We start from the raw sequence: 14,766 nt of genomic DNA, 5'->3' as shown, positions 1-14,766 counted from the left end.
ATTTTATAACCTGATTGCCGAGAGGTAATCAGGTTTCAAACCATTTTCAATATGAAATTTACATTAGGTATAGAAGAAGAATATCAAGTAATAGATCCTGTAACGAGAGAGCTAACGTCTCACGACCAGAAAATTGTAACCAATGCAGCCAAGGTTTTAAATGACCAAGTAAAGGCAGAAATGCATCAAGCTGTTGTAGAAGTTGGCACAAATATCTGTGAAGATATTCAAGATGCAAAAAAACAAGTTACACATCTTCGAAAATCAATTTCAAACATTGCAGGCGATTTAGGATATAAAATTGGTGCTGCAGGGACACATCCGTTTTCTAAATGGGAAACCCAACTGATTACACCAAATCCTCGTTACGACGAAATTGTAAACGAATTACAAGACATTGCAAGATCTAATTTAATTTTTGGTTTGCATGTTCATGTGGGGATGGAAGATAAAAATATGGCAATGCATTTGGTCAATTCTATGCGCTATTTTTTACCGCATTTATATGCTTTGTCTACCAATTCTCCTTTTTGGGAAGGTAGAAATACAGGCTTTAAGTCTTTTAGATCTAAAGTTTTTGATAAGTTTCCAAGAACAGGAATTCCTGGTGTTTTTGATAATTATACACAGTATGAAAATTACATAAATATTCTTGTAAAAACGAGATGTATTGATAATCCGAAGAAAATATGGTGGGATATTCGAATCCATCCTGTTTTTCCTACATTAGAAGTTCGTATTTGTGATGTTCCTTTAACGGTAGATGAAACTATTTGTATTGCGGCCTTAATTCAGGCTTTAGTGGCAAAATTATACAAGTTAAGAACTCAAAACTTAAACTTTATGAATTATCATAGAGCTTTAATTAATGAGAATAAATGGCGAGCAGGACGTTACGGAATTGAAGGAAAAATGATTGATTTTGGTCTTGAAAAAGAGGTAGAGACAAAACTTTTAATGGCAGAGTTTGTAGATTTTGTAGATGATGTTTTAGATGATTTAGGCTCAAGAGAAGAGGTGGAATACATCTTTAAAATGCTAGAAAACGGAACAGGAGCAGACCGACAATTGAAGGTTTTTGAGGAAACAAAAGATTTAATAAAGGTAGTAGATTATATTACAGAACAAACAATTTTAGGAGTTTAAGATTTTATGCTGATGGATACTAATAGAGCGAAAGTAGCAATTTTAGATATGAATAACAACCAAGCTAATCAGGGTTTGCGTTGCATTAAAGAAATTGTGGAAACGTTTCACGAAGAAGTGGATTTTGTGATTTTTGATGTAAGGTACAAAAGCGAATTACCAGATACTTCATCTGATATTTATATTTCAAGTGGCGGTCCTGGAAGTCCGTTAGAGGATGGCGTTTGGAGAAAACCCTATTTAGAGTTGATGCAAAATCTATGGAATCATAACAAAGAATCAGAGAATAAAAAGGCTGTTTTCTTTATTTGTTACTCTTTTCAGGTGATGTGTGATTACTTTAAATTGGGCGAAATTAAACCAAGAAAAAGTACTTCATTCGGAATTCTAAAAGTGCACAAAACTAAAGCCGGACAAAAAGATATACTTTTAGAAGGTTTAAAGGATCCTTTTTATGCAGTAGACTCTAGAGATTGGCAACTAATTCAGCCGAGATTAAAGGTTTTTAGAGAACATGGCGCTTCTATTTTAAGTTTAGAGAAAATTAGAACACATGTAGAATTAGAGCGTGCAATTATGGCGGTTCGTTTTTCTGATGAGTTTGTGGGTACCCAATTTCATCCAGAAGCAGATCCTGTGAGCATGGAAGTTCATTTTGCTTTGCCAGAAAATAAAAAGGTAATTGTAACAAATTTTGGCGAAGAAAAATACAGTCAAATGATGAATAGGATGGATGATCCTAATAAATTGGTGATGACGTATAACACTATTTTACCCAAGTTTATCCGCACAGCAATTAGCAACATAAAACAACCGATACTATCTTAAATTTTATGATACAGAAATACAGACAGTTTTATAATGAACAGTTTACAGAAGAAAAGTATAAAAATTTTCTGGATGATATTATAAAAACATATAATCATACACCGCCTTTTAAAATTGCAGAAACACCTGTTTTTATTCCTGTAGCATTAAAGAACAAGTTGGTTGCCGCCTGCAATGAAATTATGGAGGTTATCAATCAGCCAAATTTTAAAGAGTTAACAGAAGGTGCTTTTTTTACGCCCGATACAAAAACACCCAATGAGGATGAAAATGCAAAATTTATTCAATTAGATTTCGGGATTTGTAAGGATGAAAATGGTGCTTTAGTGCCGAAGTTAATCGAATTACAGGGTTTTCCTTCGTTATATTTCTTTCAAGAGGTAGTGGGCAGAATGTATCGTAAACATTTTGGTAACGCAATTCCAGCCAACTATTCGCAACATGTAAACGGAATGACGAACCAAGGTTATTTAAATTTATTACAACAAGAAATTGTAGGTGATACAAATCCGAAGCAAGTTATTTTATTAGAAATAGAACCAGAAAAACAAGCTACGGCAATTGATTTTTTTGTTACTGAAAAAATACTAGGAATTAAAGTTATTTGTATATCTAAAGTAATTAAAAAAGGAACAGCACTTTTTTATCTAGATGATGAAGGCAAAGAAATTAAAATCTTAAAAGTTTACAATCGTATTATTTTTGATGAATTACAGCAAAGAAAAGATTTAAAAAGAGGTTTTGATTTTTTAGATGAGGTTGATGTTACTTGGATCGGGCATCCTAACTGGTTCTATAGAATTAGCAAATACACAATGCCTCTGTTAAAAGGAGAATTTGTACCAAAATCGTATTATTTAGATCAACTAGAAGTAATTCCAGAGGATTTAGAAAACTATGTTTTAAAGCCTTTGTATTCTTTTGCAGGAGCAGGAGTTCAAATTCATGTAAGGCGCAAAATGATTGATGATATCACAAATAAATCAAACTATTTATTACAAGAAAAAGTAGCGTATGCCCCCGTAGTAGAAACCATGGATGAACCTGCAAAATGCGAAGTTAGAATGATGTTATTGCACAATTCTAAAACAAATAAAACAGAAATTGTAAGTAATTTAGTGCGTTTGAGTAAAGGTGAAATGGTTGGTGTAAAATACAATAAGGATAAAACTTGGGTAGGAGGAACTACTGGTTTTTTCGAGAACTCATAATTTTTAGACCTCACAGGTTTAAAAAACTGTGAGGTCTTTCGCTTATTTTTTCTACAAAGATTTATCAGGAGCAGCAGCACTTGCGTGAAACTCTGTCGCAATTCTATGTGTGTAGTTATCCAACAATTCTAAAACACGTTCACTAGAATCAGAAACCACAATTAAACCAATATGCCATTCTTTATTCATTCTCCAGACAATTTCTGCATCTGTAAAACTAGAAGTATCCGGATGTTCAAATCTGCTTAAAGAAACCACAATACCTGCATATTGATTCTTTAACTTCGGTAATTTATAAGTAATTTTTTTTAGATTGGCAGACTCAATTTTTGCCCATTCTCCCCAAAGGTTTACGCCAGAAGCAACTGCAACCATTTCCGCTAAATTGGCACCACCAACTCTAGACGAAGTCTCTAAAAAGAACAATTCTCCTGTGGCTTTAGATTGAATAAATTCTGTGTGAGAAGCGCCAGATTGCATTCCGAAGGCTTTCATCACTTGTTTATTCATTTTTTGCAGTCCTTTTTCTATTTTAGAACCAATTTCTGAAGTTGCAGATCGAAAAATTCCTCCTCCATGTGCCACTTCAAATGGCGTATCTAAATATTTACTAACTCTTGCAAATACAACGTTGCCATCAACATTTAATCCATCAACGTGAAAAACATCTCCAGGAGCAAATTTCTCTACTAAATAATTATCTCTTTCGTCTGCTAAACCATTGACTATTTGCCACAATTCATCTTTAGAATGAATTTTTATAATTCCGGTTGCGGAAGCTTCCATTCTTGGTTTTAACAACCAAGGTGCGGGAACAGTGTCTGCATAGGTATTGATATCATCATTGTTGAAAAGCGACGTAAATTCGGGTACATTCACCTTCTCTTCTTTTGCTTTTACACGCATTGCTAATTTATCTCTAAAGTAGTGTGCGGTAGTTCTTCCCATTCCAGGCATTCTAAAATGCTCGCGCAACAAGGCAACTTTTTCTACATCAAAATCATCTAAAGCTACAAAACGATCAAATTTTATGGTTCTAAATTTATAGGCGATTCCATTTACAACATCTTCTTGATTCCAATCATCAATATAAAAAACATCTTCGATAGATTCCCAAGGCCAGTCTTCATTCTCTAACTTTTTCTTGGTTAATAAATAGACATTATTGCCATCTGCTTTGCAGCTTTTTAAAAAGTCTTCACCTTTAAAATAGGTGGTGATGCAAAGAAAATTTAGTGGTTTATGAGACATCGTTTATTTTTTTTTTGTGAAGTTATAAAGATACGTTTTATAGAATACAGATACAGTTTATGAGGCTGTGAGCTTACTTATAAAAATATAAGCAAGCTAAAGAGATTCCTACGGAATGACAAACTAGATGGTATGCATAAATTTATAAAGCTTTTTCCTTAATAAAATTAGTGATTAACTGAATTCCGAAACCCGTAGCACTTTTCATTTGTGCATATTGAGAACCGCCAAAAGAAACACCAGCAATATCTAAATGCATCCATTTTGGGTGTTTTTCTGTAAAGAATTCTAGAAATTTTGCTGCATTGATGGCACCTTCAATTGGTTTTCCGTTAAAGTTTTTAATATCGGCAACATCAGATTGTAAATCTTTTTCGTAATCTTCGAACATCGGCAATTGCCAAACTCGCTCATGAACTTTAAATCCAACAGCAGACATGGTATTTGCCATTTCTTGATTTTCGGTAAACATTCCTGCAGCAGCATATCCAAAAGTTCGCACAACACTTCCTGTTAAGGTGGCCAAATCAATTAAATATTCTGGCTTGAACTTTTTAATGGCATAACTAATTCCGTCTGCCAACACCAAACGACCTTCTGCATCGGTATCAATAATTTCAATTGTTTTGCCTGAATATGAATTAATCACATCGCCAGGTCGGTAACTATTCGCATCAACAGCATTTTCTGCGGAGGCAACAATACCCACAATGTTGATGTTTAATTTTAGTTTTGCAACCAATTCAATCACTCCTAAAACCACAGCTGCTCCGCCCATATCACTTTTCATATAGTGCAAATTTGTGGATGGTTTTATAGACAATCCTCCAGAATCGAAGGTGATTCCTTTACCAACTAAAGCGATATCAATTTTGTCAGTATCGTTTGCTTTGTATTCGTTGATGATGACAACTGGCGGATGTACACTTCCTTTTCCGACTGCTAAAACAGCATCAAAGCCTTGCTTCTCTAATTTTTTGTGTTTTAAAACAGTACATGTATAAGAAGCTTCTTTGGATGATTTTTTTGCCCAGTCTCCTAAATATTCTGGTGTTTTAATATTTGGTGGCGCATCTACCAAACCTTTAATTTTATTGATGGCTTCTCCTGTAAACTTTCCTTCTTCAAGAACTTTTTCAATATTTTCTGTTGATGAAAATGAGATCGTAATCTTCTTTTTATCTTCTTTGGTCGATTTGAATGTGCCAATAGTGTATTGCGACATTTCTAAACCAATAACCGTTTTTAAAATAGCATCATTCGTTAAATGATCTCCCAAAACCTGGATTTCAGAATTCCAATACGTACAAGTTTCAAAAGCAAATTTTTGAAAGGTACTTTCTATTTGTGAAACATTTTTTTCTTCACCTAAACCAACCAAATAAATTCTATTGCCCACTTTGCCGTAGATTAAATGATGCGTTAAAAAGCTTCCATCAAAATCAGGATTTTTGATTGATAAAAATTGTTGAATTGATTTTAAATCGCCTTTTTTACAAGGTAAAATAAAATCTTTGGTGGTATCTATATTTTTTATGTGTTTATATTTCATAACTATTGTTTGTTAAAAAGCCATTGTATTGCTTTCGGGAATTCTTTGCGCCAATGAACTTCAGAGTGATTGCCTTCTTGATTGATAGAAAAGTGAAAATCGATATGATAACCCTTGATCATTTTTTCTTTAATAATTGCGCCTAATTTTTTCGCATTTGGTAAATGTTCGATACTTTCTTGACCGCCAGAGTATAAATAAATTTTAGCCTCTTTTAAAGGGTCAAAACTTTTAGTATTGTCAAATATTTTTTTAGAAATCCATAAACTCGGAGAAAAAATCATGAGTTTTCCAAAAACATGCGGATTGGATAAACCTGCGTGCAAACTAATTAAACCGCCCATAGAACTACCACCAATTCCTGTGTTTTCAAAATCGGTTAAGGTTCTGTATTTTTTGTTGACATACGGCAGTAGTTTTTCTGTCATAAATTGGATGTAAAAGTTGCCTTTTCCTTCTCCAAATCTTGGGTGATAATAGGGTAGGTATTCGTTAATACGCTCTTCTTCGCCATGATTAATTGCGATGATGATAATATCTGCATCACCTTTTTCTGCTAATTTTGCTAACGATTTATCGATTGCCCAATCTCCATATTGCGCCATTGGGTTGAACAAATTCTGTCCGTCTTGTAAATATAATACAGGATAGTGTTTGTCTGTTTCGTGATAATTATGCGGCAATAAAGCTGTAATTCTTCTTGTTGCGTTTAAATGCGGAATTTCATACGCCTCTTCTATTGTTTCAATAATTGGATGAAAATCCGTCATTGTCATGTGCTTTCTTTAGGGTCACAAAAATACTATTTTACCGATATAAAAATTGAAAAAGTTTGAGATGTTTTAAATGAAAAAAACCTGATTTTTACATCAGGTTTCTCTTATTAGTAGTCAATTTTATCTTGTTTTTCAGTCCATTTCTGAAAAGGCTCTAGTGCAATGTCTCTTGCTATTTGTTCAAAAGGAATGCTTCTTTTTTCATAAGGAAGCGGAATTTCTTTGTAAATAAATTCGTCATCAAAGCCAATATCTGCGGCGTCTTGTTGGTTACTTCCATAATATACTTTGTCTGGTCTTGCCCAGTAAATTGCGCCTAAACACATGGGGCAAGGCTCGCAGGAAGTGTATATAATGCAACCGTCTAACTGAAAAGATTCTATTTTTTTACAAGCATCTCTAATTGCGGTAACTTCTGCGTGCGCCGTTGGGTCGTTAGTAGAGGTTACTTTATTATTTCCTCGACCAATAATTTTGCCGTCTTTTACAACAATACAACCAAAAGGCCCACCTTCGTTGTTACTCATTCCTTTTAAAGCTGCTTTTACAGCTTCACTCATAAATTCTGTATGTGTACTCATTTATAGATTTAATATTTTATTTAAATTATCAATTATTTCTCTACTTATATTCCGATCCGGAATTACTCTTTTTTTTCAACGAGCTTTATTATCTTCTTTAAAAGAGATGGCTATTTTTGGTAATAGTTTTAAATTTTCAGTTTGATGCGTTGGTAAACCATTTATTAAAAGTGATGCATCAAAAATTAAATTTAAAGTTTCTTTATTCTTGTCTATTTCAGACGCTATAAATTCAACTTTTCTCAAATTACTTTTTTCCATTTTGAATATAAATTCACTTTCAAAATAATCAGAAAAATAAATAAGCTCATTTCCTTCAAGAAGAAAATAGGAGTTTTTGCTGATTTCTATAATTTTATTTTTATTCAAAAGAGATATATTTAAAATAAGAATCGATGCTATTGATAGAATACTAAAAGACCTTTATCTTATTTTAATCCTCCAGTCATTTCTTCAGGTTTTACCCATTCGTCATATTGTTCTGGAGTTACATAGCCTAAACGAACTGCTTCTACTTTTAAAGTGGTTCCGTTTTCATGAGCGGTGTTTGCAATTTCTGCGGCTTTGTAATATCCTATTTTGGTGTTTAAAGCTGTAACTAACATTAAAGAATTGTTTACCAACTCAGTAATTCTTGCACGATTAGGTTCTATTCCAGCAGCACAGTTGATATCAAAAGAAACACAAGCATCCCCAATTAATTGGGCAGATTGCAACACATTTGCTGCCATCATTGGTTTAAAAACATTTAGTTCATAATGACCTTGCAATCCACCAACAGATACCGCAACGTCATTTCCCATCACTTGTGCACAAACCATAGTAATTGCTTCTGCTTGTGTAGGATTCACCTTTCCTGGCATTATAGAACTTCCTGGTTCGTTTGCAGGAATTGTGATTTCTCCAATTCCAGATCTTGGTCCAGAAGCCATCATTCTAATATCGTTTGCAATTTTATTTAAAGAAACAGCAATTTGTTTTAATGCACCGTGTGTTTCTACCAAAGCATCATGAGCAGCGAGTGCTTCAAATTTGTTTTCTGCGGTTATAAAAGGTAATCCTGTAAATTGGGCAATATATTTTGCTACTAAAACATCGTATCCTTTTGGTGTATTTAATCCTGTTCCCACAGCTGTTCCGCCTAAAGCTAACTGGCTCAAATGTTCTAACGTATTATTTAACGCTTTCAAACCAAAGTTTAATTGTGCTACATATCCAGAAAATTCTTGTCCTAAAGTTAAAGGAGTTGCATCCATTAAATGGGTACGTCCAATTTTTACAACGTCGCTAAATGCTTCTGATTTTGCTTTTAAAGTATTTCTTAATTGTTCAATTCCCGGAATTGTATTTTTTACAATTTTCTGATAAGCAGCAATGTGCATGCCTGTTGGAAACGTATCGTTTGAGGATTGTGATTTGTTGACATCATCATTTGGTTGAATGGTTTTTTCACCTTCGCCAATTATATTTCCTGCAATTTCATGCGCTCTGTTGGCAATCACTTCATTTACATTCATGTTAGATTGTGTACCAGAACCTGTTTGCCAAATGACTAACGGAAATTGGTCATCTAACTTTCCTTCTAAAATTTCATCACAAACCTGTGCAATTAAATCTCTTTTTTCTGCTGCTAAAACTCCTAATTCACAATTTGTAAATGCGGCAGCTTTTTTAAGATATGCAAATCCGTAAACTATTTCTAATGGCATAGAACCAGCAGCACCAATTTTAAAGTTGTTACGAGAACGTTCTGTTTGTGCTCCCCAATATTTGTCTGCAGGCACGTTAACATTACCCATTGTGTCTTTTTCTATTCTGTATTTTGTCATTTTGATTGCGTTATTGATGTAAATACAAATTTACAAAATCTAGGATAATAACTTATGAACAGTTTTATAGAATTCATGAAAAAATATTTTTTAATTTATTCGGAGAATTTAAAAATATATGTTATTTTTGCTTTACAATTAATATAAATACAATTAGATGTTAGATTTTTCTCAATTTTCAGGATTAGTTTTGTTCATGTTTATTTTTACGGCTGGTTTTTGGTTGTTAATATTCTTATTAACATTTGTAGTACCTTACTGGATTGGTGGAACACTTTGGGAAAATTTTAAATTAAAGCAAGAAGCAAAAAAAGCTGCTGAAGGAAAGTAGTTTTATAAACACTTATATAAAAAAAACTCGTTCAAGAAATTGAACGAGTTTTTTTGTGGGATTTATTTAGTTTTGAAGGACCACTTTATAAAAAATATTTTTTTATGATGTATGATTGTTAGGAGATAAACGAAATAAGATTGTTTTGTTTTTAGAGACAAGAAAAATGAGACAAGAAATAAGACTAGATAATAATTAACTTAATACCAGATAAAAAACAAGGATAAATTATTAATTCTAAAACAAGTGTGATTCTTTGATTTTAAAGTGTTTTATGAACTTATACTATTTTTAATGAGACACTTAATGATTTTTTATAAATACTTGCTCTTACTCGGATTTCTGCTTAATTTGTTTCATTGTTTAAAAGTACCTTTCATAGACTAGCTTGTGCAGCTGCTTTTTAGAGGACAAAATTGCGGAGTTTGCTTTTAGTAAACTTTACAATAGTAGTTTGCTCATTTTTTTAATGACTAATTTATAAAATTAAAAAATTTTTATAGACTTTAGTGATTGCGTTAGGGATTGAAGCAATTGTTTGAGCTCTTTTTTCTTTTTTAAAAAAAAGCGAGTGCGGAAAGCGCGTTTAAACGCCCAAATAATTATCCTTCATAATCATCGCCACCAGTAGTATCTCTTTCTTGTCTATCTCTCTTTTTTTGTTGGTTAAAACGATACACAAAACTTATTCTTACTTGAGGTTCTCTCCATTGAAATTCTGAATACTGTTCTAAAAAACCAGCAAGATTTGTTGTTCTTCTACTAATACTGCTATTAAAAACATCACTAAAATTTAAACTTAAAGAGGCTCTTTCATTAAATAAATCTTTACTGGCTGCAATATTCATACTAAAAACACCTTGACTGTCTGTTTGTGCATTTTGAGAAGGACCTCTGTAATTTGTGTTTATTTGCAAATCGGTTTTGCCAGGCAGCGTTATTTTTTGGTTTATTCTGATAAAAAATGCGGTGTTTTCAAAATCGAAATTTTGAGTTGTATTTGTTGTAGGATTTGTGTAATCTCCTTTACTAGTAACATTAAATAAATTGAAATCACTATTGATATTCCACACTTTAAAAGGACGGTAATTGAGTGTAAACTCCAAACCATATCTTTCTTCTGTAGATAAATTAATAGGAAATCTGTTTGTTATAGGATCTCCGTTATCTGTAATTTCTCCTGTATCTTCTTGAATTCTTTCCCAATTATCATTACTTATATTAAAGTAAAGTGATGTGCTTAAAGTAAATTTATCCCATCGTTTTAAATATCCAAGATCTATGGCGTCTGTAATAACCGGATTTAAAGCTACGTTACCACTATAGGTATTGCTTTCACTTGATCTACTCGGAAAAGGATTTAAACTTCTGCCCCTTGGTCTTCTTATTCTTCTGTTATACCCTAAAGTAACGTTTTCTCCATCTCTAAATTCGAAGCCAAGATTTACGGTAGGAAATAGGTTTCCGTAAGCTCTCTCATCTTTTGTGGTAATGGTTTGTTGTACAATTTCTATAGAAGTGTATTCATATCGTAAACCTGCTAACAGCGATATTTTATTAAATTTTTGACCATATTGAAAATAAGCAGCATTTACATATTCTTTGTAATTAAAAGAATTATTTAAATTTGTATCAGGAACTAAAGGTCCGTTATTTACAAAATCTTGTCTTTCTGCTAAAAAGAAACTGTTAAAAATATCTCTATAATTACCTCTATAACCAGCTTCATATTGAATGTTTTCTCCTACGGGATGCACGTAATCAATTTGTAATAGAGCACTTGTTTCGTCTTGATCTTCGATTACTTGCTCTAAATCATTTAAAAGATTTGCTTGTGTATCTACTTCTGTAATATTATTTAAAGCATCTTCTACTTCTGTAGAATATTGGGTGTTTATCGATAGTTTTTTTCCGTTGCCATCAAAATTATTCACATAATCTATGGTATATTGAATCCGTTGTTCTTCTTCACTTTCATTTTCTGTTCTAAAGGTAGCTTCATTTAATTCGCCATTTGAATTAAACCTTTCTATATTATTTGTGTTTACATCATCATCATTACCGCTGTTAAAAACAATATTTCCGATAATACTAGAGTTTTTATTTAAATAATATTCGGCACCAAAACTGGTAAATAAAGACCTCCCTAATCTACCAAAATTTCTTTGTTCTACCACTCTTGCATTGTTCGCTGAAGATTGTAAGTATTTTACATCGCTAAAAGCATTACCAGGAGTTTCATTGTATCTAAAACCTGTATTTGTAAAAAGATTCCATTTTTCTGTTCGCCAGTTTGCATTAAAGGCAGTACCTAATCTTTCAGGAATTCCTAAATCTAATTGTACAGAACCATTAAAACCAACCAATTTATTTTTTCTTAAAATGATGTTTAGAATTCCGGCTGTACCTTCTGCATCATATCGTGCAGATGGTGAGGTGATTACTTCTATCTTTTCGATAGCCTCTGCAGGAATTTGCCTTAAAGCATCTGCACCATTCATGCCTACTAAAGCACTAGGTCGGCCGTCTATTAAAATGGTTACGTTTTCATTTCCACGCAAGCTTACGGTTCCTTCTACATCTACTTGTACCGATGGTACATTTCCTAAAACATCGCTTGCATTTCCGCCTCTTATTGATAAATCTTTACCAATATTAAAAACTTTTTTGTCTAAACGAATGTCTACCGTGGTTTTTTCTGCAATAATTACGATTTCATTTAAACTAGCTGTATCTTCTGCAAGCTGAATGGTTCCTAAATCTAAATTTTCGGTAATTGTTTGCTTTGGATATTTTTTAGATTTAAAAGAAATATATTCTGCACTAATCTCATAGGTTCCTTTCGGAGTTTTTATGTTAAACATTCCTTTTTCATCGGTTATACCGCCAGATATTTTTTGAGTTTCAGAATTTCTTAAAACAATTGTTGCGTATTCTAGGGGTTGACGAGATCTAGCATCAATAATTTTACCTGTAATGATTACTTCATTTTCTGATAAAAGCTGTTGCGAAAAAACAATAGATGCTGAAAAGAGACAAAGTAAAAGTGTGGTTATTTTTTTAGTCAAAACGATACGGATTTTAATTTAAGACTACAAAAATCACTTTAAGTTTAGTTTAAACGAGTTAAAAAAAAGTTAAACAAATAAAAGAGGTGTTATTTAGACGATTTCTAAAATGTTTTTAGAAGGCATGATGATATCTGTTTTGAGGTTCATTTTAACCTTCTATTTTATTGAGGTCGAAATAAAGTTGGAAAGAAACTCTAAAAAAAATAGGATTGTTAAATTTATAAAATCGACATGATATTTTCTGAAGGTCGGCCAATAACAGCTTTGTTTTTATGGATGACAATAGGTCTTTCAATTAACTTAGGGTTTTGTATCATAGCTTTGATGATTTCGCTATCTGATAGATCTTTACCCTTAAACGCTTCTTTCCAGACTTTTTCTGTTTTACGGATTAATTGGATAGGAGAGATGTGTAAGAATTCTATAATTTCTGTAAGTTCTTTTTCTGTGGGAACATCTTCTAAATATTTAATAATTTCAAACTTTTTGCCAGAATTTTCTATAAGAGCCAAACCTTCTCTAGATTTTTTGCATCGCGGATTGTGGTATATTTTTATCATTGTGGTTTGAGTTTTAATGTTGATACGTTTGTTAGACTGAAATTATTTTTTTCATTTTAGCCAAAAGCCAAAAGCTAATCACTCTTCTTCTGCCCATTCAGCATTAAATAAGATTTTAAAAACGGATTGATATTCCCATCCATAACGGCATCTACATTACCAGTTTCGTGCGCAGTTCTAACATCTTTTACCAACTTATAAGGATGCATTACATAGTTTCTAATCTGACTTCCCCACTCGTTTTTTAGTTTTCCTGATTCAATTTCGTCTCTAGCAGCTTGCTGTTTTTGTAGTTCAATTTCATATAATTGCGATTTTAGCATTTTCATAGCTGTGGCTCTATTGTCATGTTGCGAGCGCGAATTAGAACAGGAAATCTGAATTCCCGTTGGTTTATGCGTTAACTGAACTTTGGTTTCTACTTTGTTTACATTTTGTCCGCCAGCACCGCTAGATCTTGCGGTAACAATTTCTATGTCGGCAGGATTAATTTCAATTTCTATAGAATCATCAGCAACAGGAAATACATAGACAGAGCCAAAAGTTGTGTGGCGTTTTCCGTTAGAATCAAATGGTGAAATACGAACTAATCGATGCACACCATTTTCTCCTTTTAGCCAACCAAAAGCATAATCGCCCTCAATTTCTATGGTAATCGTTTTAATTCCGGCTACATCACCAGCTTGATAATTGAGTGTTTTTAGTTTAAAACCTTGCTTTTCTGCCCACATAGTGTACATTCTAGACAACATTTCTACCCAATCGCAACTTTCTGTTCCGCCAGCGCCAGCATTAATTTGAATGGTTGCAGACATTGCATCGCCTTCTTCAGAAAGCATGTTTTTAAATTCAATATCTTCTAAAAATGTACTCACTTTTTCAAATTCTTCTTCTATTTCAGATTCTTCAACTTCGCCTTCTTTATAAAAATCATATAAAATGAGGAGGTCTTCGTTTAAGGTAATTGATTTTCTGTAATCTTCTACCCATTTCTTTTTAAAACGGAGTTCTTTCATCACAAGTTCCGCTTTTTTAGGGTTGTTCCAAAAATCAGGATCAACCGTTTGTTCTTCTTCATTCGCAATTTCAATGAGTTTTTTATCAATCTCTAAATAAGATTTTAGTTTCTCAATTCTTTCAGCAATATCTTTAAGTTGGTCTTGTGTGATCATAAGTAGTACAAAAATAATTGAATTTTTAGGAATACTTGTTTTTAAAGTAAATACTTATTTAAAAAGAATTGGATGGAAATTTGGAGATAAAATATAAGTTTTGTGCAAACCCCTGAAAAAAAAAGTTGCGAGGAGATTCGCAAAGTAAACGCAGAGATTCACAGTGTATTTAAAAAAATGATGTAGCGCTGTTTAGCAACGAAAAAGTATTACACAAACATTTGTAGCGTTGTAATATTTTATTTGCTAGACTTTCTTAAATAGAAAAATAAATTTTTAAAAAGAGTAACTTTGATAGAGAGAATTTTAGAGGAAAATAATGGCAGCTTATTAAATTAGAATTTAGATTTATCACTATAATTTTTAATGGATTTAGAATGAACTTATGTATAATTTTATTTAACTTAGAAAATTCTATATTAGCTGTATAAATTGAAAATGAAAGATTATTAAAAAGA

Annotated in this window: 13 protein-coding genes; 4 read left to right on the top strand and 9 right to left on the bottom strand. The window is 32.4% G+C overall.

The genetic code is table 11. From position 1 onward, the window contains the following. Window positions 1-51 precede the first annotated feature (51 nt). The 3 genes from ES044_RS06765 to ES044_RS06755 are packed head-to-tail and all read left to right on the top strand — an operon-like array spanning window position 52 to window position 3,185. Window positions 52-1,146 carry a carboxylate-amine ligase gene (locus ES044_RS06765; RefSeq protein ID WP_147118572.1) on the top strand — a complete coding sequence of 365 codons (1,095 nt, stop codon included), beginning with the start codon at window positions 52-54 and terminating at the stop codon, window positions 1,144-1,146. 12 nt (window positions 1,147-1,158) lie between these two features. After that, entirely contained in the window at window positions 1,159-1,974 is an 816-nt protein-coding gene (locus ES044_RS06760) for a type 1 glutamine amidotransferase (RefSeq protein ID WP_147118571.1), read from the top strand. A 5-nt stretch (window positions 1,975-1,979) separates the two neighbouring features. Beyond that, the gene (locus ES044_RS06755; protein ID WP_147118570.1) at window positions 1,980-3,185 is read left to right on the top strand and encodes a hypothetical protein; all 1,206 of its coding nucleotides are present in this window, start codon (window positions 1,980-1,982) and stop codon (window positions 3,183-3,185) included. A gap of 51 nt (window positions 3,186-3,236) precedes the next feature. Here the strand turns inward: ES044_RS06755 and ES044_RS06750 are convergent, their stop codons facing one another. From ES044_RS06750 to fumC, 6 genes are all read right to left on the bottom strand, one after another. Continuing rightward, a complete protein-coding gene (locus ES044_RS06750; protein ID WP_147118569.1) occupies window positions 3,237-4,436 on the bottom strand; it encodes an acetyl-CoA carboxylase biotin carboxylase subunit family protein in 1,200 nt (399 codons plus the stop codon). Between the two features lie 142 nt (window positions 4,437-4,578). Continuing rightward, window positions 4,579-5,988 carry a leucyl aminopeptidase family protein gene (locus ES044_RS06745; RefSeq protein WP_147118568.1) on the bottom strand — a complete coding sequence of 470 codons (1,410 nt, stop codon included), beginning with the start codon at window positions 5,986-5,988 and terminating at the stop codon, window positions 4,579-4,581. Window positions 5,989-5,990: 2 nt separating this feature from the next. After that, entirely contained in the window at window positions 5,991-6,758 is a 768-nt protein-coding gene (locus tag ES044_RS06740; protein ID WP_189663212.1) for an alpha/beta hydrolase, read from the bottom strand. Between the two features lie 113 nt (window positions 6,759-6,871). Beyond that, entirely contained in the window at window positions 6,872-7,345 is a 474-nt protein-coding gene (locus ES044_RS06735) for a nucleoside deaminase (protein ID WP_147118566.1), read from the bottom strand. Window positions 7,346-7,420: 75 nt separating this feature from the next. Then, on the bottom strand, window positions 7,421-7,714 hold the full coding sequence (locus tag ES044_RS06730; protein ID WP_147118565.1) for a hypothetical protein: 294 nt from the start codon (window positions 7,712-7,714) through the stop codon (window positions 7,421-7,423). 59 nt (window positions 7,715-7,773) lie between these two features. Further along, window positions 7,774-9,174, bottom strand: coding sequence for a class II fumarate hydratase (gene fumC, locus ES044_RS06725; protein WP_147118564.1), 1,401 nt, complete (start codon window positions 9,172-9,174; stop codon window positions 7,774-7,776). A gap of 157 nt (window positions 9,175-9,331) precedes the next feature. Here fumC and ES044_RS18485 point away from each other — a divergent pair, with 157 nt between their 5' ends. Further along, window positions 9,332-9,505, top strand: coding sequence for a hypothetical protein (locus ES044_RS18485; RefSeq protein ID WP_018943241.1), 174 nt, complete (start codon window positions 9,332-9,334; stop codon window positions 9,503-9,505). Window positions 9,506-10,107: 602 nt separating this feature from the next. Here ES044_RS18485 and ES044_RS06720 read toward each other — a convergent pair. The 3 genes from ES044_RS06720 to prfB form a co-directional block, all read right to left on the bottom strand. Then, complete coding sequence (locus ES044_RS06720) at window positions 10,108-12,573, bottom strand: outer membrane beta-barrel protein (protein WP_189663211.1); 2,466 nt, start codon at window positions 12,571-12,573, stop codon at window positions 10,108-10,110. A gap of 221 nt (window positions 12,574-12,794) precedes the next feature. Further along, window positions 12,795-13,136 (bottom strand): arsenate reductase (glutaredoxin), encoded by a 342-nt coding sequence (arsC, locus tag ES044_RS06715; RefSeq protein WP_147118563.1) that lies wholly within the window; start codon window positions 13,134-13,136, stop codon window positions 12,795-12,797. 74 nt (window positions 13,137-13,210) lie between these two features. Then, window positions 13,211-14,308 (bottom strand): peptide chain release factor 2, encoded by a 1,098-nt coding sequence (prfB, locus tag ES044_RS06710; RefSeq protein WP_147118562.1) that lies wholly within the window; start codon window positions 14,306-14,308, stop codon window positions 13,211-13,213. Window positions 14,309-14,766 lie beyond the last annotated feature (458 nt).

It is taken from the genome of Polaribacter sp. IC066 (assembly GCF_007997085.1).
Lineage (GTDB): Bacteria > Bacteroidota > Bacteroidia > Flavobacteriales > Flavobacteriaceae > Polaribacter.
This window is presented reverse-complemented; position numbering and strand designations above follow the sequence as displayed.